This is a genomic window from Polyangium fumosum (assembly GCF_005144585.1).
Taxonomy (GTDB): Bacteria; Myxococcota_A; Polyangia; order Polyangiales; family Polyangiaceae; genus Polyangium; species Polyangium fumosum.
On record NZ_SSMQ01000058.1, the window covers coordinates 59,248 to 78,822 of the forward strand.

The 19,575-nt window shown below is 69.1% G+C and carries 17 protein-coding genes; 6 read left to right on the forward strand and 11 right to left on the reverse strand.

Translation table 11 applies throughout. The features are described from left to right. Nucleotides 1–34: 34 nt before the first annotated feature. From E8A74_RS38505 to E8A74_RS38525, 5 genes are all read right to left on the reverse strand, one after another. Nucleotides 35–1,414, reverse strand: coding sequence for an APC family permease (locus E8A74_RS38505; RefSeq protein WP_136934094.1), 1,380 nt, complete (start codon nucleotides 1,412–1,414; stop codon nucleotides 35–37). Nucleotides 1,415–1,645: 231 nt separating this feature from the next. Next, nucleotides 1,646–2,257 carry a hypothetical protein gene (locus tag E8A74_RS38510; protein ID WP_136934095.1) on the reverse strand — a complete coding sequence of 204 codons (612 nt, stop codon included), beginning with the start codon at nucleotides 2,255–2,257 and terminating at the stop codon, nucleotides 1,646–1,648. Next, complete coding sequence (locus E8A74_RS38515) at nucleotides 2,254–2,904, reverse strand: hypothetical protein (RefSeq protein ID WP_136934096.1); 651 nt, start codon at nucleotides 2,902–2,904, stop codon at nucleotides 2,254–2,256. Before E8A74_RS38515 ends, E8A74_RS38510 begins: the two co-directional genes overlap by 4 nt. Nucleotides 2,905–2,954: 50 nt before the next feature. Continuing rightward, nucleotides 2,955–4,037 carry a hypothetical protein gene (locus tag E8A74_RS38520; protein WP_136934097.1) on the reverse strand — a complete coding sequence of 361 codons (1,083 nt, stop codon included), beginning with the start codon at nucleotides 4,035–4,037 and terminating at the stop codon, nucleotides 2,955–2,957. A 23-nt stretch (nucleotides 4,038–4,060) separates the two neighbouring features. After that, entirely contained in the window at nucleotides 4,061–4,624 is a 564-nt protein-coding gene (locus E8A74_RS38525) for a hypothetical protein (protein ID WP_136934098.1), read from the reverse strand. Between the two features lie 358 nt (nucleotides 4,625–4,982). Here E8A74_RS38525 and E8A74_RS38530 point away from each other — a divergent pair, with 358 nt between their 5' ends. The 3 genes from E8A74_RS38530 to E8A74_RS38540 are packed head-to-tail and all read left to right on the forward strand — an operon-like array spanning nucleotide 4,983 to nucleotide 10,053. Beyond that, a complete protein-coding gene (locus tag E8A74_RS38530; protein WP_136934099.1) occupies nucleotides 4,983–7,094 on the forward strand; it encodes a hypothetical protein in 2,112 nt (703 codons plus the stop codon). Nucleotides 7,095–7,099: 5 nt separating this feature from the next. Continuing rightward, entirely contained in the window at nucleotides 7,100–8,944 is a 1,845-nt protein-coding gene (locus tag E8A74_RS38535; protein ID WP_136934100.1) for a HEAT repeat domain-containing protein, read from the forward strand. Beyond that, entirely contained in the window at nucleotides 8,941–10,053 is a 1,113-nt protein-coding gene (locus tag E8A74_RS38540) for a hypothetical protein (RefSeq protein ID WP_136934101.1), read from the forward strand. The genes E8A74_RS38535 and E8A74_RS38540 overlap by 4 nt, the downstream gene beginning before the upstream one ends. A gap of 108 nt (nucleotides 10,054–10,161) precedes the next feature. Here the strand turns inward: E8A74_RS38540 and E8A74_RS38545 are convergent, their stop codons facing one another. The 5 genes from E8A74_RS38545 to E8A74_RS38565 form a co-directional block, all read right to left on the reverse strand. Further along, entirely contained in the window at nucleotides 10,162–10,794 is a 633-nt protein-coding gene (locus tag E8A74_RS38545; protein WP_136934102.1) for a hypothetical protein, read from the reverse strand. A gap of 404 nt (nucleotides 10,795–11,198) precedes the next feature. Beyond that, the gene (locus tag E8A74_RS38550; RefSeq protein WP_136934103.1) at nucleotides 11,199–11,990 is read right to left on the reverse strand and encodes a hypothetical protein; all 792 of its coding nucleotides are present in this window, start codon (nucleotides 11,988–11,990) and stop codon (nucleotides 11,199–11,201) included. A 111-nt stretch (nucleotides 11,991–12,101) separates the two neighbouring features. Then, complete coding sequence (locus E8A74_RS38555; RefSeq protein ID WP_136934104.1) at nucleotides 12,102–13,466, reverse strand: hypothetical protein; 1,365 nt, start codon at nucleotides 13,464–13,466, stop codon at nucleotides 12,102–12,104. A gap of 154 nt (nucleotides 13,467–13,620) precedes the next feature. Then, complete coding sequence (locus E8A74_RS38560) at nucleotides 13,621–16,272, reverse strand: ATP-binding protein (RefSeq protein ID WP_136934105.1); 2,652 nt, start codon at nucleotides 16,270–16,272, stop codon at nucleotides 13,621–13,623. Next, nucleotides 16,269–16,934 (reverse strand): hypothetical protein, encoded by a 666-nt coding sequence (locus E8A74_RS38565; protein ID WP_136934106.1) that lies wholly within the window; start codon nucleotides 16,932–16,934, stop codon nucleotides 16,269–16,271. The genes E8A74_RS38560 and E8A74_RS38565 overlap by 4 nt, the downstream gene beginning before the upstream one ends. A gap of 324 nt (nucleotides 16,935–17,258) precedes the next feature. On the opposite strand from E8A74_RS38565, the gene E8A74_RS38570 reads away from it, so the two are divergent. Together E8A74_RS38570 and E8A74_RS38575 are read left to right on the forward strand one after the other, a co-directional pair. Continuing rightward, nucleotides 17,259–17,693, forward strand: a complete 435-nt coding sequence (locus E8A74_RS38570; protein ID WP_338089581.1) for a Uma2 family endonuclease — start codon at nucleotides 17,259–17,261, stop codon at nucleotides 17,691–17,693. A 1-nt stretch (nucleotide 17,694) separates the two neighbouring features. Continuing rightward, nucleotides 17,695–18,222 carry a Uma2 family endonuclease gene (locus E8A74_RS38575; RefSeq protein ID WP_232379936.1) on the forward strand — a complete coding sequence of 176 codons (528 nt, stop codon included), beginning with the start codon at nucleotides 17,695–17,697 and terminating at the stop codon, nucleotides 18,220–18,222. Nucleotides 18,223–18,224: 2 nt separating this feature from the next. Here the strand turns inward: E8A74_RS38575 and E8A74_RS38580 are convergent, their stop codons facing one another. Continuing rightward, a complete protein-coding gene (locus E8A74_RS38580; protein WP_136934108.1) occupies nucleotides 18,225–18,998 on the reverse strand; it encodes a hypothetical protein in 774 nt (257 codons plus the stop codon). 117 nt (nucleotides 18,999–19,115) lie between these two features. Between E8A74_RS38580 and E8A74_RS38585 the strand changes: the two genes are divergently transcribed. Further along, nucleotides 19,116–19,496 (forward strand): HEAT repeat domain-containing protein, encoded by a 381-nt coding sequence (locus E8A74_RS38585; protein ID WP_136934109.1) that lies wholly within the window; start codon nucleotides 19,116–19,118, stop codon nucleotides 19,494–19,496. Nucleotides 19,497–19,575: the final 79 nt, after the last annotated feature.

The following is a 19,575-nucleotide window of genomic DNA, read 5'->3' on the forward strand; positions in this document are numbered from 1 at the left end:
TTCGGGGCGCTCCCAACGGTTTATGAGACCACTTCTAGTCCCGCGGGGGACGCCTCGCGTCCCCGTCTCGCGTTCGCCCGCTTTTGCCGTGGATGATGCGCTGTACGGCGTAGACGACGAGCGCCGCGAGACCGAGCACGGCCGCGGCGCGCAACGCGGTCGTGTCTTGTCTCATGAGCAGGCCGGCGCAGGACGCTACGCCGAGAACGGGAATGGCCAGCGGAACGGGAAAGGCGGCGCGCGGGGCGGCGGGATTGCGTTTGATGCGGATCAACGCAATGTGCAGCAGAATGAACACCGCGAGCAGCAACGTGGAGGTGCCGGAAGCCAGGGTCTTGATATCGCGGAAACACAGCAGCAAGACGCAGATGACCGTGGCCGCGACCCCTACGCCGACGACAGGTGTGCGCCATACGGGATGCACGTACGAGAGGAGCGGCGGTAGAACCCCCAGGCCTCGACGTGACATGCCATAGAGAAGACGCGACGTCATGAGCAGGTTGAGCAACGCGGTGTTGAACGCGGCGAACACCGGAATCACGGTGTAAATCCACAGCGGAAATCCGGGGGCGGCTTTGCGCACGACGTCGATCAGGGGCGACTGGGATTCGCCGAGGGCTGCCGGGGCCATCACCGACACGGCCACCAGCGCGACGAGGCAGTAGACGAGGATCGTGGCGACGACGGACAAGCAGATGCCGAGGGGGACATTGCGTTCTGGATGGACGACCTCCTCGCTGAGGTTGGCGAGATCCTCGAATCCGATGAAGGCGTAGAACGCCAAGGACGCCCCCGACACGGCGAGCAGCGCGGCGGGCGTGCCCTGGTACGGCGCTGCGGCCGATGCGAAGTCGAGGTAGTTCACGGACCCGATGAACCGTGCACCGAGCGCGATGATGAGGAGAAGCCCGGAGACTTCAATGACGGTGCAGACGGCATTGGCGGCGGATGACAGCACGATCCCGCGCATGGCGATGGCGCCGAGCAGGAACACGAATACAAACGGAACCAGATGGTCCCGTGCGATGGGCGGGGCGTCGGGGAACAAGGCCAACGCATAATTGCCAATGATGCGGGCGCCCGTCGCGGTTGAAAAGACCCCCGACAACCCCACGAAGAACGTCACGAAAAAAGTCACGAACGCATTGTCGTACACCATGTGGCAGAAATGGGCGGCGCCGCCGGCCTTGGGATAACGCGATGCCAGCTCGGCATAGGTGAGACCGGTGAGGCTCGCGGTGATCCCGGCGATGACGCACGACACCCACGCCGCGGTGCCGGTCATCCCGGCGATGCGGCCCATGAGCCCGTACACGCCCGTGCCGAGGATATCGCCGATGCCGAAGATCGTAAGGGCGGTGAGCCCGAGCGCGCGCTCGAGCCCCTGCGGTTGCTGGCCGGGGGGCGTCGTCAGGGGCGCTCCTTTCGTGGTCCGGTGTGGACAACGCTGGTTCTGTGTTGCCCGTCCATTCTGAACCTCGCGCCCCCTCGTACGTCACCGCAGTGGCTCGACGAAAACGCGAATCGGTCGAGAAATGAGGATAGCACATCGAACGAGCGTCGGCGCGCGGACGCAGGGGGCGAGCAGGCGCTCGTCGTGGCTCGAAAAGACGTCGGGAGCGGAGCCCCCGCACCGGACCTCGGCCTATCGTTCCTCGACAGCCTGTCGATTCTCGTCAGAGACGGGCAACGCGGAGAGCTCCGTCCCTGACGCCGCCTCCAGCCCCACGAACGCCTCCCCGAGCCAATCGAGGAACGCCGCGTCCCACGCGGGCCCCTCCGGAAACGTCTCTGCGATGCGCGCCGAAAGCGCGGCGTCCCACCGCTCGTACACCGCCCGCAGCGCGCCGTGCGCCTGCCTGGCCAGCACCGCGCTCCGCTCGCCTTTCCGCTCGCCCCCCTCGATGAACGTATCCTCGCAGAGAAAGTAATTGCAGGTCGCGGGCCGCATCGACGGGGCGATCGTGCATCCGCCTGCCCCGTGGAACACGCATTTGCGCTCCATCGGCTCGGTCGGGGCCTCGCGCCGCTTCACCCGCCGCAGCTCGAGCCCGCCCTCCCTCGGGAGGAGGTCTTTTCTGGCGATACGCGCGAGCAAAAAATCCCGACCGTCGTGGGCGAGGGCGACGACGCGCCCCACGTCCGACCAATCCATATGGGGCGGCGCCTTGCAGCAGCCTGCCGGACCCTGCGGGCATTTCGCGCAGAGCGTCGAGCAGAGCTGGGTATGGGCGCCTTGGATGTCGAGCCGGATCATCGCGTCGCGGCGAGGCGGGACGAGAGCACCGAGCGGACCGAGCGGCCCACGGCATCCGCGTCTTTCTTGAGCTCCTCGGGCATCCAGAAATGGAGCACGCGCCCGACGGCCTCCGTGCTCGAACGCAGAAACGCCATTCCACCCGTCTCCGCCCGCTCGGCGCTTTGCGGGAAACACACCTTGCACAGGCACGGCAAGGGCCCGGCGGCATCGTGTTTCGTCACGTTCACGGCCGGGGCCACGCCCGCGCTCCAGGCGGCGCCGAGCAAGAGCGCGGCCGAGGGCGCGTCGAGCACGCGCGGCGTCTGGAGCGACATGCCGAGCGTCCCGGGGGACGCGGTGATGCCTTTTCCGTTCGCGAACCGGATGCGGGGCACGAGCGACGTCAGATCGCTGATCGGCACGCGGTTGCGCCCGCTGCGCCATCCCTTGCCGGTGTTCTGCGGGTTTTCCAGCACGGCGACGAGCCAAAGCGTGTCGGCCGGCGGCCGCACGGTCACCAGGAACAGCCGCCCGCCGCCGGCGAGCGCGGCGAGGCCCTTGCTCTGGCTGTGGTAGGTATCGATGGGCCACACCTTGCCTGGCTTGCGCCCGGCCGCTTCCTTCTCGAACACGGCCTTGCTGACGATGGCGAGCACGTCCGGCATGCGCGCGACTCTACCAGAACCGCCCTGGGAGGTCAGGGCCTCCGGCGTCCTCAGGTCGACGGTTCGCCGCCCCGTCGCATGGCCGTGAGCTTGTCCCGTATCTCGCAAAGCTCCTTGCGCTGGCGCTCGAGCTCCACGCTCGTTTTCCCCGGGGGCCGCAAGGGTTCCTTGCACGCTTGGAGCTTTCGCTCGATCTCTGTGATCCACGGCTCGACCACGGCGAGCCCGGCCTCGGGCTCGTTGCTGTTCAGGCAGGTCTCCACGTACATTTCTGGATACATCCAGCTCTTGTCTTGGCCTAGGCGGACGAACACATCCCAGGCGTCCCGGCAGACGTGGAAGGGCGCGCGAAGCTCACACGCTGCCCTGAGGATCTCCTCGGCGGTCCTTGCCTTGATAGCGTCAACGCAATCCTCGAACGCCTCGCCTTCGCCCGCGCGCGCCACGAATTCCGCCTCGACCCGTCGGTAACCGGCCGAGATGTCGGCGAAGCTCCGATTGTTTGAGTCTCTGAAGGCCTTGTAAGCGGCGCGGTGCGCCTTCCAGAACGCGTCGTAGAGCGCGTCGGCCTCCTCTTCTTCGGGGGTGATCGGGGGGGCTGCCTCGTCCGCGCGGCGGGTCTCTAGCCAGGGGATGACCTCGCCCCGCTTCTGGGCGGCGAGCGCGTCCCGGAGGTTCCCCAGACGCTCCAGCTCGTTTTCGTAAAGGCGCGCGGGGTACTCCACCCCGCTCCCCTTCGTTTCCTCGAGCAGCCTCTCGAGCTTCGCGAGCAGCGGTTCGAGCACCACGAGCCCCTCGTCGGGCCGCTCGTCGTATGCGCAGCCATCGGCGTAAAACCAGGACATCGAGCACTCGAGGTCGATGCCCGAGAAGCCGAGGCGAACCAGGTCGTTCCACGCCTCACGGCACGCGTCGAAGGGGGGACGCTTGTCATGGACTAGCAACAGGATGGTTTCAGCGATGCGCCGCCGCGTCTCTCTCACTTGAAATTCATTGTAGCTGGCGCGAGTCACGAATTCCGACTCAAGCTTACGAAAATCTTCGACGGCCTCAGCAAAGCTCCGGGTTCTGTCTAGCGATTTGATCAAGAGCTTGCTATGCGGCTCCACGAACGCACGTTCCTCTGGGTCCATGGTTCTCCCGTGATTCATATTTGTTATTTAAACCCCGGATAGATGCAAGATTGCCCTGTGTCGAGATGATCTGGCCACTGGTTGTATCTGTTGCACACGAGTAAACATGTACCACAGAGCGTTTCATTCCAATGGTTCCCCATTTCGCGACCCTTGCCTTTGTCTACGCATGCCTCATAACGGTCCACACATGTCGGTTCCTTTTCCTTCCTCCTCCTCTTCGCCAGCGCCTCCGCCGCCCCTACCGCCACCGTCGCCGTGACCGTGACGCCGACGGCGATCGCAAAGGCCTCGATGATGACCTCGGTGAAGACGACCGTGACGACCACAATGGTCACGACCTCCCCGATCGGCCCCCGCTCCGGCCTCACCTGCCCGTTCGCCGCCGCGGACCTCCGCAACATGCCCCTCGCGAGGACCTCCTCGGGCAGCCTCATCCCTCGCAGGGCGATCCGCATGCAACCCCCGACGTCCGGATTGGGCTGGCCCGTCGTCTCCACCTCCACGACACGACCTTCCTGGTCGACCTTCACCGACGCGTCGAGCGTGTAGTACCCGGGCTCGATGGTGCTCTTGAGCTCCTCCACGCACGCCCGGAGCCGCTCGGCCGTGGCTTCAGGCACGCGCGGCCGGTCCTCGGGCGCCGAAGGGCGGTAGATCCTGGCCGACGCGCAGCCAAGTGGCATCAGCGAGAGCGTCAGGCAACCGAGAAGACCCAGGGCGAGGAGGGGCCGCCCACGCGGGCGTCTCATGTCCTGGAGGGCACCATGGCCGCGAACTCCGGTCAAGCCGGGAACCGGCGCCTCGACGTGCGCGGATAAGGTCCGTTCCGCCGATTAAGGCCGAGTAAGGCGACGACACGCGCGCGCCACCCTAGCTTTCGGGTGTGTCGACGGCGGGCGCGTCGCTCGCCTCCCACCCGAACCCTGGCCCATCCGAGGTCCCATGCACGTTCGTCCTTCTTATCTCCTTGCCTTTTCCTTCCTTGCCGCCGCCTGCCAAGAAGCGGCCGTCTGTGAGGAAGGGAGCGTCGACAGCAATGGAACGTGCGTCGCCCCCCCCGCCGCCGCCGTCCAGCAGGTGCGGCTGACGCACCTCGACGTCGCCTACGACCTGTCGAAGCCGGTGTACGTCAATAACCGGGTCCCCATCACCTTCGGCATCACCGCGAACAGCGACGACCCCGCGAATTCGGGCCCCCGGAACGTCGCCGTCACCTTCTCGTTCGTCGAGGCCAACCCCAGCGACCCGCAAAATCCCCTCGCGTGCAGCTCCAGCGCCATCAACGTCGAGGTCATCGGCGACGGGACCGAGCAAATCGTCGAGGCCTACATCTGGCCCACCACGCAGTGTGCCGCGCTCGCCGCGAAAAACGCCGAGGTGAACCTCCAGGTCGATTTCGATGGCGGCCCGGAGCTCGCGGCCGAGATCGGGTCGGACCTCGACGCCCCGAGCGTCGTGTTCTCCGAGGCGCGCCGAGGCGACGCGCTCAACCAGCATTGCCGCGCTTCGCTGAATGCGGCGGACCCCAAGCCCGGCTGCGTCCACCCGATCCGCCTCCAGCCGACCCCCACCGGCGCCGAAGGAACGCTCACCGACGTCCGCTATGCGCTCAGCTCGAGCTCCTCGGTGGCCGTCCTGTCGAGGCAACCCACCGAGGACATCGGCCCGGACGGCCCCCCCGACGTCGACCCCGCGATCATCGTCCAGTCGCGCTTCGTCATCAACGGCCGGGACCCGTACATCTCCGCCGTCGATCCTTCGCAGATCCCGCCATCGCTCCTCGAGGCCGTTCCCTCCATCGAGGAGGACCTGAAATTCGGGCTCGACGACGCGGCGCTGGCCGCCCTCAGCGCGCCGCCCGGCAAGGCGACCGTGTCCTACACCATCCAGTCGGCGGCCGACGGCATGACGAAACTGCCCCTCACCATCCGGGATCCCGCGAATCCGAAGAGCCGGGTCCCCGAGGTCGTCGTCGATCGGATCGTGCCGGGCACGGCCAACGACGCCGTGCACGAGCTCTACCTCGAAGGGGCCGCCCTCGAAGCGGTGTCGCCCGGAGGCGCGTGGGCGAACCAGAGCGACTTCGTCATCCGCGGCTGCTTCACCGGGGAATTCGCCCAAGGGGGCAACGAAGGCGACGGCGACCTCGACGATTGCCGCGAGCTCGAGGTCGTGCTCGTGCGCGAGGCGTCGTCCTCGTCGGCGGCCTCCTCTCGGAGCTTCGACAAGGAGTTCGAGCGCAAGCTCGGCAATGATCGCATCGCGATCGAGAGCAGGATGTCGACCCAGAACCGCCTCGACCTGAGCGGCGCGTTCAGCCGGACCGAGGGGGAGGTCGCGCTGAAGGGCAAAATCGGCAAGAGCTTCGACCTGACGATGGCGCGCGCCTTCGCCGACGCGAGCCTCGCCGTCGACCCCACGAAGACCTCGTACGAGGTGGGCGTCGACGCCTTCGGACAGCGCATCTTCGGCGTGTCGGAGCAAGCGGCGAGCATCGTCCAGACCGAGGACTTCAGCGCCGCGAAGTCCTTCACGATCGGCAGCCTCGGCTTCGGCTTCGGGCCCGTGACCGTCGGGTTCAAGATCGGCGTCGGCGGCTCCATCGGCATCGCGCTCGAAGACACGCTCGAAGCGCTCTCGGACTCTGCCGCTTGCCAGGACCTCTTGAAGTCGGCCGAGCCCATCACCGCCTGCGGCCGGATGACGCGCATCACCTCGCCGAACTTCGGGCTGACCGGCACCGTGGAGGGCGGCGTCGACCTGAAGATCGTGAAAGCGGCGGTGGTCGCCGATCTGCGCTTCATCACGACGAGCTTCCCGCTCGACACGACGCTCGGCTTCGGGCTCACCGGCAATGAGAAGCTGCTCGTCCGCGGCGACGTGACCTGGGACATGTCGTTCACGCCGCTCGAAGGCGACGTCTCCATCGTCGGGAAGGTCGGCTTCCGTCGCTTCGCCAAGAGCCTGAAGGTGCACCTCTTCAGCTTCTCCTCCCCCACCTTCGAGACGCGGCTCCTGAGCGCGTCGATGGGCACGCCCGAGGAGCTCCAGTGAGCGCCATGGCGAAGATCGAACGCAAAAAGACGGCGGCCGTCGCGGTGACGCTCGCCGCCGTCTCGATCCTCGGGATCACGTTCGGCCTGCGGCGACAGGCGGCTTCGGGCGCGCCTGCCAAGGAGACGGAGGCCACGCGCGTGGCTTCCGTCGCCCCGCAGTGTCGGTTTTCGCCCGGCGAGACGGCGGCGTTCACGCTCGCGTCCACGGTCCGCGACGTGCGCGGCGACGAAGAGGACCACCTCCGCGCGACGCTGAGCGTGGAGGCGGTCGAGCAGCTCTCGGCGACGCGGTATCGGCTCCGCGCCGCGCTCAGCGACGTCTCGCACTCCCAGGAGCTGACGCTGCCGGAGGAGCATGTGAAGGGATCCCTCACGGACCCCTTCTTCGTCGAGATGGACGCCTCGTGTCGTTTCGTCGGCTTCGGCTTCGCGCGGGACTGGGACGCGCGCCGCCGGCAGTTCGTGCAGTCGCTCCTCCGGACCCACGAGTTCGAGCTGCCCGTGGCGCTCGGGACGCGGCGCTGGAGCGCGTCCCAGTCGGATGGAATGGGCTCCTTCGAGGCGAACTACGAGGACGTGTCCGAGGCGCCGGGCGCGGCGCTGCGCATGAAGCGGCGCAAGGCCACGTACGACGGCAAAGCGCACGCCGACGCCCTGGGCTTGTCGGTCGTGGTGGTCGCCTCGGAGGCCACCGCGCGCTTCGACCTCGACGATCCGCAGTGGCTCGCGTCGACGTCCGGCCTCGAACACGTCCAGATCCTCGTGCAGGGCCAGGTGCAGGCGGACCTGCTCCAGCGCTTCCGCATGAGGCGCGACGACGCGCGCTTCGTCGCGGTGCGCGCCCTCGCGCCGGGCGACGCCGACTTCCGCGACGCCTTCGCCCTCGATGTCGCACGCGGCCCGCACGTCGATGACCGGAGGGCGAAGCTGTCCTACGAGGAGGCGCTCCAGGCGTTCCTCGCGCACTTCCGCGGGCCCGGGGACCCGAGCTACGCGGCCGCGCGTGAGCTCGCGGCATGGCTCGCGGCGCACCCCGAGGGGGCAGCCCGCCTGGTCGCCGCGCTGCGGGCGGGCGACATCGACGACGCGGCCCGGCCCGCGCTGTTCCTCGGGCTCGAGCTCTCGGGCACCGAGGCCGCGCGGGGGGCCCTCTCGGACGTGCTCGCGGATCGGCGCTTCCGCGCCGTCGACCGCGCTCGGGCTGCGTCCGCCCTGTCCGACCTCGGCGCGCCCACGCGGGACACGGCCGAGCTGCTGCTCGCGCAGGCGCAGGACGATCGCGACGACATGGTCGCGAACGTCAGCTTGCTCGGCCTCGGCGGCATGGCCCGGCGGAGCGGCGACGACGACGAGCTCAAGTCGTACGTCCACGCCTCGCTCGACCAGGAGCTCTCGGCCGCCGCGGACGAGGGCAAGGCCCGGCTCGTCCTCGACGCCATGGGCAACAGCGGCGATCCGGCCTTCGCCGACGAGCTCGACGCGCAGCTCGGCGCGGAGAGCGCGTCGACGCGGCAGCACGCGGCCGAAGCGCTGGGGCGCCTGGATCCCGTCGAGGCCGGGCCGCGCCTCCTGGATCGTCTCCGCGAGGAGACGGATCCCGCCGTCCGCACCGCGATCGTGGGGGCCTTGCGTGGGTCGCCCACGGCCGACGTGGTCGCGCTGATGGCGGACAAGCTCGCGGCGAGCACGTCGATCCCGGAGCGGGCCGCGATCATCACGTGGCTCGGCGCCGCGTCTCGTACGCGACCCGAAGCGCGCGGCCACCTCGTGGCGCAGTTCCACCGGGAGCCGAGCGCTCGGCTGATGCAGCTCATCGGCACCTTCGTGCCCGCGGCGGCGCTGCGATGAGCCCGCGTGCAGCGTTCGCCGGTGTCGCGCTGGCAGCGCTGCTCGCCGGTTGCTCCTCGCACGCGCCCGATGCTCCCGACGCCGTCGTGTCGGCCTGGGTCGAGGCCTTCACGACGGCATTCCAGAGCGACGGCGAGACCGAGGACGTCGTGATCCCTGCGCAGGCGCCCTGCGCGGGGATCGCGCTGCGCGCCACCACGGCCCCCGGCGTGTGCTTCCAGGTCAGCTCGGCCGTCGACGGCGAAGGGCGCGTGGGGGTCGACGGGCTCCGCGCGGGCGCGTTTTGCCGCGACTGCGAGTTGCGGACGTCGGTCGCCGCCAGCGCCGGCGTCTTCCTCCTTCCGGCCGAGGCGGGACGTTTCGAGCCGGAGACCGGCCTCTCGCTCCGCTTCGCGCGGGTCGACTGCGTGACCCTGACCCCGCTCGCGGCGCCGGACGACCGCCCGACGCTGCGGGTCGCGGCGCAGTGCATCGAGGCGATACCGGATCAGGCGACGATCGACCTGCGCTTCCTCGTCACGAAGAGCTCCATCCTGTCCGGCGACGAGGATCGCCAGGAGGCGCTGATCGCACACCTCGGGCAGGAACTCGCCTCAAGCGGCCTCCTCCCGCGGCTCGTCGAGGTCCACGCGCTCGACGTGCTGCCCGCGGACGTCCGCTTTCACGCCGGGGACCCCGCGGCCCTCTCGGCGTTGATCGCAGACGCCCCGCCGAGGGCGGAGACGACCCTCGACGTCGTCTTCGGCGGGTGCCTCCTCTACGACGACCCGATCTTCGGCCCGCCCAGCGCCGTCAACGGATACACGCCGAGGATTCCGGGCGGCGCCGGCCTCGCCGACGCCGTCTTCATGCCCGGCCTCGATTGTTTTGCGGGCGGGTCGGGCCCCCTCGACGTCCCCGTCCGCGCGCAGGCGCATTTCCTCGCGCACGAGCTCGGCCACTATCTCGGCCTCTATCACGCGGTCGAAGAGGACGGCCTCACCGACCAGCTCGAGGACACCGGCCCGGACAACGTCATGCATTCCCACCCAGCGCAGGCGACGGCGGTCGGATTCAGCCCCTTGCAAGGCCGCTCGATGCGGATGCACCCCGCCGCGCGCCCGCGCTGACGGGACCCGGGGCGCTGCCCCAGACCCCGCCCGGGGGCTGTCCGCCCCCGGGACCCCGGACCAGGCACGGCCTGGACCGAGGGTGGGGCGAAGCCCCTCCGCCGGGCATTACGGCGTCGAGTCGACGGCGGCATCCTCTTTCGCGCTCCCGCGGAGCAGATGAATGCGCCTGTATTGCTTCGAGGTCGCCCCGAGCGCGTCCCGCACGACGCGTTTGTAGGCGAGCAACTTCTCGTACGCGAGGCTGCACGCCTCTTGCCGGAACGCGCGGGCCTTGGCGAGCGCCATTTCGGCCGCGACCGCCTCGTCGTGCTCCTTCACCATCTCCTGCGTGATCACCCCGAAGGGCCCCGCGAGGAGCTCGTCTGCCCACACATTCCCCGCATATTGGCCGAGCATGTCGAAGAGGCGCGTGGCGGCGTTGACCTTGTCGGTGTCCGTCGTCTGGGCCTTCAGCGTATCCGGCAACACGGTGTGAGGCGCGAAGGCGAGGAGCACGGACCTGGCGACCTTGTAATGACCGTCGAGGGCATCGAGCGCCATGCCGCGCTCGTCCCGCTCCTTGGCGCGCACGGACTCGGCGGCGAGCAGGTCGACGTGGGCCTTGCGAAATGCCTGCGCGGGCGATTGGAGGACGTTCTCGTACACGGTCACCACGCTGGGGTGCATCGCCGGTTCGGCGGCGATCTCGGCGGCGCGGGTGAGAAGGCGGTACAAGACCTCGTATTCGATGTGTTTCATGGGGATCCTCCGGGATGGGGACTTGGTTCTTTTCACGGCCGGCGCGGAGCGCGACGAGGAGACGCGCCTCCTCGTTCGCTCGCGCGAGCAGCGCCCTCATCGGCGCGTGCGTCTTTCGACGAGGACGTCGTCTGGAACTTCTCTTCCCGCGCGATGGAAACGTGCCCGCCGGGTTCGCCGTCGATCCCCCGCGTTTTTTGGGGAGCGCGTGGTTCGCCCGACCGTTCTGACCGGGCTTGGGGGTCGACCGACCGGGCTTGGGGGTCGACGGACCGGGCTTGGGGGTCGACCGACCGGGCTTGGGGGTCGACCGACCGGGCTTGGGGGTCGACCGACCGGGCTTGGGGGTCGTGGTGCTCGATGAAGCGTGGAGCGCCGAGACAGAAGCCCCCCAGCGCTCCGGCCTATTCGTCGATGACGCGGATCGGGATCCAATCGAACCCGGTGACGCCTGCGTCGCGGAAGATGCGCCAGACCTTGGGGGTGACGAGGAAATAGGGGGCGGCGAGCACGGAGTCGTTCACGTCGCCATTGAACTTCACCTCGCCGAACCATTCCCAGGTCACGTTCACGTCGCTGATACCCGCGATGTCCGCGGCGCGGTAGGCGAGCCGAAGAGGGATTTCGGTCTGCCCGGTGAAGCTACTTCGCCCACAAGGGCAGGGCTTGTAGGGAAAGATTCCGGTCGATCGAGGCGACATGCGCGGCATCGTGTGCGTGGCGCAGAGCTGACGCCACGGAAGCTGAATATGCCCCCGCTTCTCGAACGCCGAGAACACGCCCCGGAACGAGAGCCCCGTCGCGCCGCTCTCCGCGAGCACGGCAGCCAGCTTCTCGTCGACGAGTACGTCGTCATAGGGGGTCGTGGCCGCGCGCCGGCCTTCGAGTTTGTGGAGGTCTTCGACGTCGATGATCATCGCGGACGTCTGCCGCGCCCCGGCGCCGCAGCGCTTGCAGGCTTCGGTCATGTCGTACGTCGTGCCCATCCGCGGCCCGCCGAAGACCGTGGCATTGATGTCGTACGACATGACGAGCAGTCGCGAGGATTCGAGCTCTTCATCCGTGAAGCAGTCGTTGCGCCCTTCCAACCAGGGAATGCCACGCTCCTCGAAGATGCCTAGGAGGCGCGCTAGGCGTTCGTCCCTTTCGTCGAGCGTCACGATCGTGAAGATCGCGTCCTCTTCGATCTCTGCCACGTCGGGGCCGCATCCTACGGCGTTCATGAGCGTATGTGGCCCCTCTGCGATGCGGTCGCTTCGGACCAGGATTCGAACCTCTGTCTTCATGTTTCGCCTCGATGGCCTGGACTACTTCCCAAAGTACGGCTTGATGGCATCGAGCCAGTGGGAGTAAGGGCTGTATACGTCCTCATATACCTTCCACAGCGCATCCGGAGTGAACCTCCTTTGGCCCCTCATCAGCCTTTCCCTGGCCTGATTGAGCGCCTTCGTGATCCTCTCGTGCTCCGCCTTCGTCAGGATCACCGATGGTATCTTGTCAAGCTCCTTCGTGAGTTGCCACTTGCCGGCCATCGCCTTCTCCAGGATGTGATGCGCCTGGAAGTCCCCCTCCAGGCCCCGCGTGAACTCGCGCATCGTTTTGTACGGACCGATCGCGCCGTTCTGCTCCAGGGCCTCCGCGATCGCCCGCCCGTATTGCTGCGCCAGGAGCTCCGCCGTCTCCTTCGAGACCTCCTCGGCCCCCTGAAGGAGGAGCGGCGCCTTCTTCGCGCACGCCTCCTCCAGCTTCTTCGCGAACGTCTCCGCCTGGCCGATGAGCACACCGGAGGCGATCTGCGTGATCGCCGCCGCGGCCTGGACGATGGCGTTGTCGACGCCGTCCTCGTCATCGCCCCCGATGATGCCGAACCGCTTGCCGTCTTTCCGCGCGAGGTCGTGATTGAACTCGCCGTTCAGCATCGCCGACGCTATCGCCAGCTCGCGAACCATTCGTTCGAGCGGGGTCAGGGCTTTGCCTTTGCCGGTCCCGTCCCCCTTTCCCTTGCAACCCTCCTTCGTCTGCTCGCACGGGACCACGCTCACCAGCGGTCGCCCGTGCCTATGCTGAAGCTCCGGCAATGCGCCTCCGCGATCCACGTGCGAGCACTCCGCGTCCACGCACTTCGGCGGATGCACCTCGTCCCGCTTCGGCAAGACGCTTTCCTGCCGTAAAACGCCCTCCCGCGGCAAGGAGCCTTCCTGCGATACCCTCGGCTCTTCCTTCCGCTCGGCCACGCGGGAACGAGGTGGCTCCTCCTTCGGCTCGTCCGCTTTCTTGCTCTCCTTGGCGGCTTTTTTCGGCGAAGGCTCCGATTGCGGCGGCGCGGGTGGCGCCGGTGCCTTCGCGGCAGGCGCATCCGGCTTCTTCGGAGGCGGGGGCGTGCATCCTGGCGGACGGGCTTTTGATGGGATTCGCGCGAGGCTCTCCGGCCCGAGGTTCGGATTGTACCGGAGCACGACCCGGCGCTCGGCCTGTTTCCAGAATTCATGCGCATGCAGAATGACCAGCGCTCCGCCCGTCTTCTCCTCGATCACCGCGAACGTATTCACACCCGGCGGCAAGCCCGACGGCTTCCAGCAAACCTCCACAGGCGTCTGCGCGAAGGCCCCCGGCATCCGGCACAAGAGCACCATTACCGCAACCACACACCCGACGAACACACGACGAAGCATCGCCGGCCCCCTCGATGGATGGCGAGCGAGCGTACTTGTCGTCGGAGGGGGAGGTCAACCAGCCCAGCGCACGACGTCCGCCGCGCGGAGACGGGCTTGGGGGGTGAGGGGCGGCCATGGGCCCGCAGCGTCGCTCTCGATCCGAGCCGACGCCTTACGGGTCGCTGCCGGGCGTCGCGCCGTCGAAGCGCTGCACTTCGAGGTGGGGATCCAGGGCGTAGCCGTCGTCCTGGCTCCGCAGGAAGTCCCGCAACCCGCGACGCCGCAGCTTGGAGACCGCCACATAGATGCGGTTGGCCGCGGCCTCGACTTGAATGCGCTCGCCCGGCCAGACCGCCCGCTGGATCTCCTCCAGGGAGAGCCCCACGCCGGGCCGCGCGCCGCGCTGCTCGACCAGCGCGAACAGGAGGCGGCGCAGGACGGGATGCTGGTGCAGATTTTCCCACTCTCCGCCGGGGGGCCGATAGCGGCCCGCGCTCGGCGCGATCACCAGCGCGTCGGCGGACAGCTCCTCGGCGGCCTCGGCGGCCTCGGCCGACAGGCGACCCAGCGCGGCGCTCAGGATCCGGAGGCCGATACGCACGTCGTCCGAGAGCTCGGCCGGCGACGGACCTCCCGTCGCCGAGGCGCGGTGCGCGCGCTCCATTCGCTGCCGCACGTGCTGGAGGAGCGCCCTTCCGCCCTGCGGATCTCGCGCCTCCAGCGCCTCGGCGGCGGACAGCTCCGCCGCACCCCAGGCCAGATCCACGAACGCGGCTGCGAGCGCGTCTCCACGGCTCGTGACCGCGAGCTCCGCCTCCGCGAGGAGCCCGCGGGACGCGGCGATGTCCCCGAGCGCCGCGAGCACCATCGCCAGCCTGCCACGGGCCAGCGCTTCGGAGCGGACATCCCCGGTGGTGCGGAGCGCCAGAAGGGCGCGCTCATGATAACTCCGCGCGGACGCCAGTTGGCTGCGCTCGTGCTGGAGCGTACCCAGGTTGCCGAGGGCGATCGCCTCCAGGCGCCGATCCCCGGCCCGCTCCAGGAGGCGCAGGCCGATCTCGTAATGCGCGAGCGCGGTGCTCAGGTCGCCTTGCTCCTGCTCCAGCACACCCACGTTGACCTGCACGATGCCCTGGAGCCGCACCACGCCCGCCTCGCCGAGCACGCGGAGCGCGTCCTGGTAGTGCTCCCTGGCGGCCTCGTACTGGCGGAGGTCATGCAGCAGGGCCCCGAGGTTGGCCAGCAGCCGGCCCTCCGCGCGCCGGTCCCTCTGGCCGGCCAGGAGCGACGTGGCGAGGTCATACCACGCGCGCGCTTGGGACAGCTCGCGCTGCTCGTGGTGGAGCACGCCCAGGTCCGTGACGATCGCAGCCTGGACGGTGGACAGGCCGGAAGCTTCCGCCAGCTCGATTCCCTGTTCGAACCAGGCGCGCGCCTCGTCCGCGCGGCCTCGCACCTGCGCGGCGCGGCCCCGGGCCGCGAGCAGCGGCGCGGCCAGCCCTGGCGGAATGTCGGGCGCGATGTGCAGCGTCCGCTCCAAGAGCTCGAGCAGGAGGTCCGCCGGCCCCCGGCGAGCCAGCGCCGGTTCGATCGCGAGCAGCGCCCGGACGGCACGTTCAGGCGCGAGGCCTGCGGCCGGCCTGCGGTCTCGGCTCGGCACCTGTTCCAGTCGGCCGAGCTCGCGTTTCAGCGCTGCCACCACGTTGTCCCTCAGCTCGGGCTCCAGGGGGTCGTCCGGGCGCTGCTCGTGCCTCCCGCTGACCAGGGCCAGGAAGTGTTCCGTGTGGCGCGACTCCGCGCGGAGCCCGGGATCGACCTCCGCGGCGTGCTCGTCCGCCAGCTCGCGCACGCATTCGAAGAGGCCGAGTTTCCCCGTGCCGAGCACCCGGAGCAGCGACTTCTCCCGCAAGGAGTCGAGCCGGCCGAGCGCGTCTTTGGCGCTCAGCACCGCCTCCGCCGAGGATAACGAGAAGGCCCCTGGAAAAAGCGCGCACTCGACCAGCGCGCGCTGGTCCTCCTCCGTCAGGAGGTCCCAGGACCACTCGAGCGCCGCGCGCAGCGTGGCCTGGCGCGGCTCGGCGTCTCGAAATCCGCCGGCCAGGACGTCGAGCCGCTTGCCCAGCCGGGAGATCAGCCCCTCCACGCCGAGCAGGGGCAGCCGCGCGGCGGCCAGCTCGATGGCCAGCGGGATGCCTTCGAGCTTCTGGACCAGCTCCGCGATGCGGGGGGCGTTCTCGTCGGTCAGCTCGAAGGAGTCGTCCTCGGCCCGCGCCTTGAGCAGGAAGAGCTTCCCCGCTTCCGACGCGGCGAGCTCGGCGTCCGCGGGGAGGCTGAGCGGGCCGAGCTCCAGGATCCCCTCGCCGCGGAGCCGGAGTCGCTCGCGGGAGCACACGAGGAGCCGAACCTCCGGCGCCTCCACGAGCCAGCGACCTACGGTCTCGACGGCGAGCGGAGCGATCCGCTCGAAGTTGTCGAGCACCAGGAGGAGCGGCCCTCGCGCGGCCAGGGCGCGCCCGAGTCGCACGGAGGCCTGGTCGGATTCGCGCCCGTCGGGCAAGACGACATCGAGCGCCCTCGCGACCGTCTCGCACACCGTCCCCACGCTGCGCGCGCTGGAGAGATCGACGAACAAGGACTCGCCGGCCTCGCGGCACGCGTATTCGACCGCCAGGCGCGTCTTGCCGATGCCGGCCGGCCCCCACAACGTGACCAGGCGCTTCGAGCGAAACAGCGCGTGGATACGCTCGAGGTCGGCCTCACGCCCGACGAACGGGGTGAGCAGCTCCGGCCGGGGAATGTCGAAGCCGCGGACGGCTTTGCTCACGGGGCGGCACGACGATCGCTGATCCGGCGAACCTCGAAGTATTGTTCGCCGGCGGGCGTGTTCGCGACCACCGGCAGGAGCGTGTTGCCGAAGTCGACTGGCTCCACCGGGGTGACCTGCGCGAAGACCTCGGTCGCCTCACCGGGAGGGTCTCCGTACATCGACCCGGTCTGGCTACACCAGGTGCCGAAGATGTCCGGCTCTGCCCCGCCGTCGTCCAGCATCACCACGCCCCAGCGGCAACTGGCGTCGGTGGGTGATTCGAACAGGGCCGAGCGACTCCCGGCCCCGGCCCGCGCGGCCAGGGTCGAGTGCACGGCCCCGTCGAGCGCGGTGAGGGTGATGTCCGTCGCCTCTCCCTGCACCGTCAGGTCGAGCCGGAGGCCCTCGGCTTCGAGCGACGTGGAGCCCGACGAGAGCGAGCCGACGAACCAGCGCGAATGGGTCGCGAAGGTCGTGATGCCCCCGCAGACGTAGGCCTCCACGTCGCCCCGATCCGACACGGCCAGGCCCACGACCGCGTCCGCGGTCTCCAGTCGGCCGGTGAATACGGAGAACTGCGCCGCGCCGGCCGCATCGGAATCATCCTCCCCGCTGCAGGCGACGAGGCACAAGGCCAGCGGGAGGAGGACCTTCCGATGAGTTCCCAAGGCAAGGATCACGGCCAAAAGTTATCACCATCGCGTTCGTGCTGCCAGCCAAGCGGCAAGCTGCGGGCGGATTCCTGCGGGCTGGGAATGTTGCGGCTGGGCGCTTGGCCGTGGGGACCGCCCTCGCAGCCGGCGTGAAGGCGTTTTCCAGCGACCTTGGTGGCTTGCGGCGCGTCGCGGGCTCGGGCAACCTCACGGCATGGCCGATGCTGCGCGGAAACGTGCGACGTACGAGGACCTCCTGGCGCTCCCGCCGAACGTGAAGGGGGAGATCCTGGAGGGGTGCTGTACACGCAGCCCCAGCCGCTGCCTCGACACGTCCTCGGGGCGGCGAGCATGCAAGAGCAGCTCGGCCCTCCGTTCCGTCGTGGCATCGGCGGCCCCGGTGGCTGGTGGATCCTCCCGGAGCCGCAGATCGACCTGCCCGACTCGCCCGAGGTCTCTCCGGATCTGGCCGGCTGGCGTCGTGAGCGGATGCCCGATCCACCGGGCGACGCTCCCATCACCGTCGTGCCCGACTGGGTCTGCGAGATCTTCTCCCCGAGCACGCGTGGTTACGATCAGCGCGTCAAGCAACCGTTTTACGCGAAACACGGCGTTCGATGGTTGTGGTTCATCGATCCCGAAGCGCGCGTGCTCCTGGCGTATCGCCTGGAAAGCGGCCGCTGGGTGTACATCGGCACGTGGGGAAACGACGACCGCGCGCGGATCGAGCCGTTCGACGCGATCGAGCTTGATCTGTCCGATCTCTGGCTGCCCGTGAGTGGCTGACGTGGAAATCCCATCGCCGAACGAGCGACGCGAGGTCCTGGACGGCGTGGTTTATACCCAGCCCCATCCGTGGCCCGCGCATATGCGGACCGCGACGGTCCTCGGCGGGCACCTGAGCAGCCCCTTCGACAGCGGCTGGCGTGGCCCGGGCGGTTGGTGGATCCTCGTCGGGCCTGGCATTGCGTTGCCCGATTCCCCGGAGGTCGTGCCGGATCTCGCAGGATGGCGCCGCGAGCGATTGCCCCGTCTGCCGGACGACGTCACGATCTCGCCCGACTGGGTCTGCGAGATCCTCGCGCCGAACACCCGCAACTACGATCAGCGCATCAAGAAACCGTTTTACGCGAAACACGGCGTCACGTGGCTCTGGCTCGTCGACCCCGAGGCCCACGTGCTCACGGCCCATCGCCTGCGGAACGGTCGCTGGCACGAGCTCGGCACGTGGGGCGACGACGATTGCGTCCGCATCGAGCCCTTCGACGCGATCGAGCTCCCGCTCTCCGACCTCTGGCTCCCCGCGGACGCCTGACCTCACCCCTCCTTCGGCGCCGGCTCCGTCCCTTCGAGCTCCGCCCCCTCGTCCTCCCCGCGCAGCTTCCGCTGCGTCGGCCGCACCTTCTCCGCGAGATCGCGATACCCGGCCAATCGGTACAGCCCCTCCAGCGTCGACGCCGTCCCCTGATACGCATCCGACCACGCCGCCGCCGCCCGATCCCGCGCTGCGAGCGCCGTCTCCAGCTCGCGCGCCTCGCGGTGGTCGTCCCCCACCGCCGCTTCGAGCTGGCCCGATTGCTTGTTCACCGATTGCAGCGCCACCGCCGTATCGAACGTCGAGCCGAGCGGCGAGACCACGACCGCCGGTTGCTCCCCGAGCAGACGCGCCACCGTCTTCGTGTACTGGAGCAGCTTGGCCGGCACGCGCGGTGATTCCGTCGAAAGGCCATACGTCGCGAGCGCCGCGGCTCCCATGTGGTCCTCGATCGTCCGGCGCAAGAGGCCGAGCAGCATTGCGAGCGCTGCTGCCGCCGCGTCGCGGGAGGCGCGCACGGGGATGTCGTCGGCCCGCTCGGCGGCAAGATCCTCCTCCGCTTTGCCGAGCTCCGCCGCGGCCCGTGAAAGGCCGTCCGCGAGCGCCTCGAAGATCGCAAAGTACGATGCCTTCGTCGCTTTCGTGAGGGGCCCTTGGACCTCCTGCGATCGTGCTGCGAGGATCTCTGCGACCGCAGCTCCGTGCGCGCGGGCCGAGGCGACGACCTTGTCGCTGACGCGGATCTGATTCTGCACCTGTTCGCTGACCTTCGACATGCGCACCTCCCTCCGAGTGGCCGCGAGGGTAATCGGGAGCGAACGAGCCCGGCAAGCCGGGAAGCGCCGCGCCGCTTGACATTCGCGCGGCTTTGCCGTCCCGCTCGGAGCCGACCCGTGGACCGCTCTTCCCTCGCAAACCTCTCCGCGCTCGTCCGCCTCCTCGACGAGGACGCCGAGGTCCGGCGCGACGCCGCCGCGACGATCGACCCCCGCCCGCTCCCCGCCCGCTTCGCCCTCCGCCAGGCCATGCTCGGCGACGAGGACGCCGACGTCCGCGCTGCGGCCGCGCAGAAGCTCGGCGAAGTGCGCAGCCGTCGCTTCGCGTCCGCCTTCGTCGAGGCACTCGAAGACCCGATGCCCTCCGTGCGCGACCGCGCCTACCGCGCGCTCGCAAGGCTCGTCCCGAGGGGGACGCCTCGCGTCCCCCTCTCGTCTGGGCAAAGCCCAGACGATTCACCCCCCGAGGACAGTTCTACCCCCCCTGACCCGGCGTAACCAGCGAGATCCGCGCCCTGCTGACGACGGATCGCCCCCGTTGGCGCGCGTGGGTGCCACTTCGGACCCCGTGGCCGCC

Excerpts from the sequence above, each read along its gene's own strand:
- E8A74_RS38510 (WP_136934095.1), bottom strand. The coding sequence starts at position 2,257 with ATGATCCGGCTCGACATCCAAGGCGCCCATACCCAGCTCTGCTCGACG.
- E8A74_RS38515 (WP_136934096.1), bottom strand. The coding sequence starts at position 2,904 with ATGCCGGACGTGCTCGCCATCGTCAGCAAGGCCGTGTTCGAGAAGGAA.
- E8A74_RS38520 (WP_136934097.1), bottom strand. The coding sequence starts at position 4,037 with ATGGACCCAGAGGAACGTGCGTTCGTGGAGCCGCATAGCAAGCTCTTG.
- E8A74_RS38530 (WP_136934099.1), top strand. The coding sequence starts at position 4,983 with ATGCACGTTCGTCCTTCTTATCTCCTTGCCTTTTCCTTCCTTGCCGCC.
- E8A74_RS38535 (WP_136934100.1), top strand. The coding sequence starts at position 7,100 with ATGGCGAAGATCGAACGCAAAAAGACGGCGGCCGTCGCGGTGACGCTC.
- E8A74_RS38540 (WP_136934101.1), top strand. The coding sequence starts at position 8,941 with ATGAGCCCGCGTGCAGCGTTCGCCGGTGTCGCGCTGGCAGCGCTGCTC.
- E8A74_RS38545 (WP_136934102.1), bottom strand. The coding sequence starts at position 10,794 with ATGAAACACATCGAATACGAGGTCTTGTACCGCCTTCTCACCCGCGCC.
- E8A74_RS38555 (WP_136934104.1), bottom strand. The coding sequence starts at position 13,466 with ATGCTTCGTCGTGTGTTCGTCGGGTGTGTGGTTGCGGTAATGGTGCTC.
- E8A74_RS38570 (WP_338089581.1), top strand. The coding sequence starts at position 17,259 with ATGCAAGAGCAGCTCGGCCCTCCGTTCCGTCGTGGCATCGGCGGCCCC.
- E8A74_RS38580 (WP_136934108.1), bottom strand. The coding sequence starts at position 18,998 with ATGTCGAAGGTCAGCGAACAGGTGCAGAATCAGATCCGCGTCAGCGAC.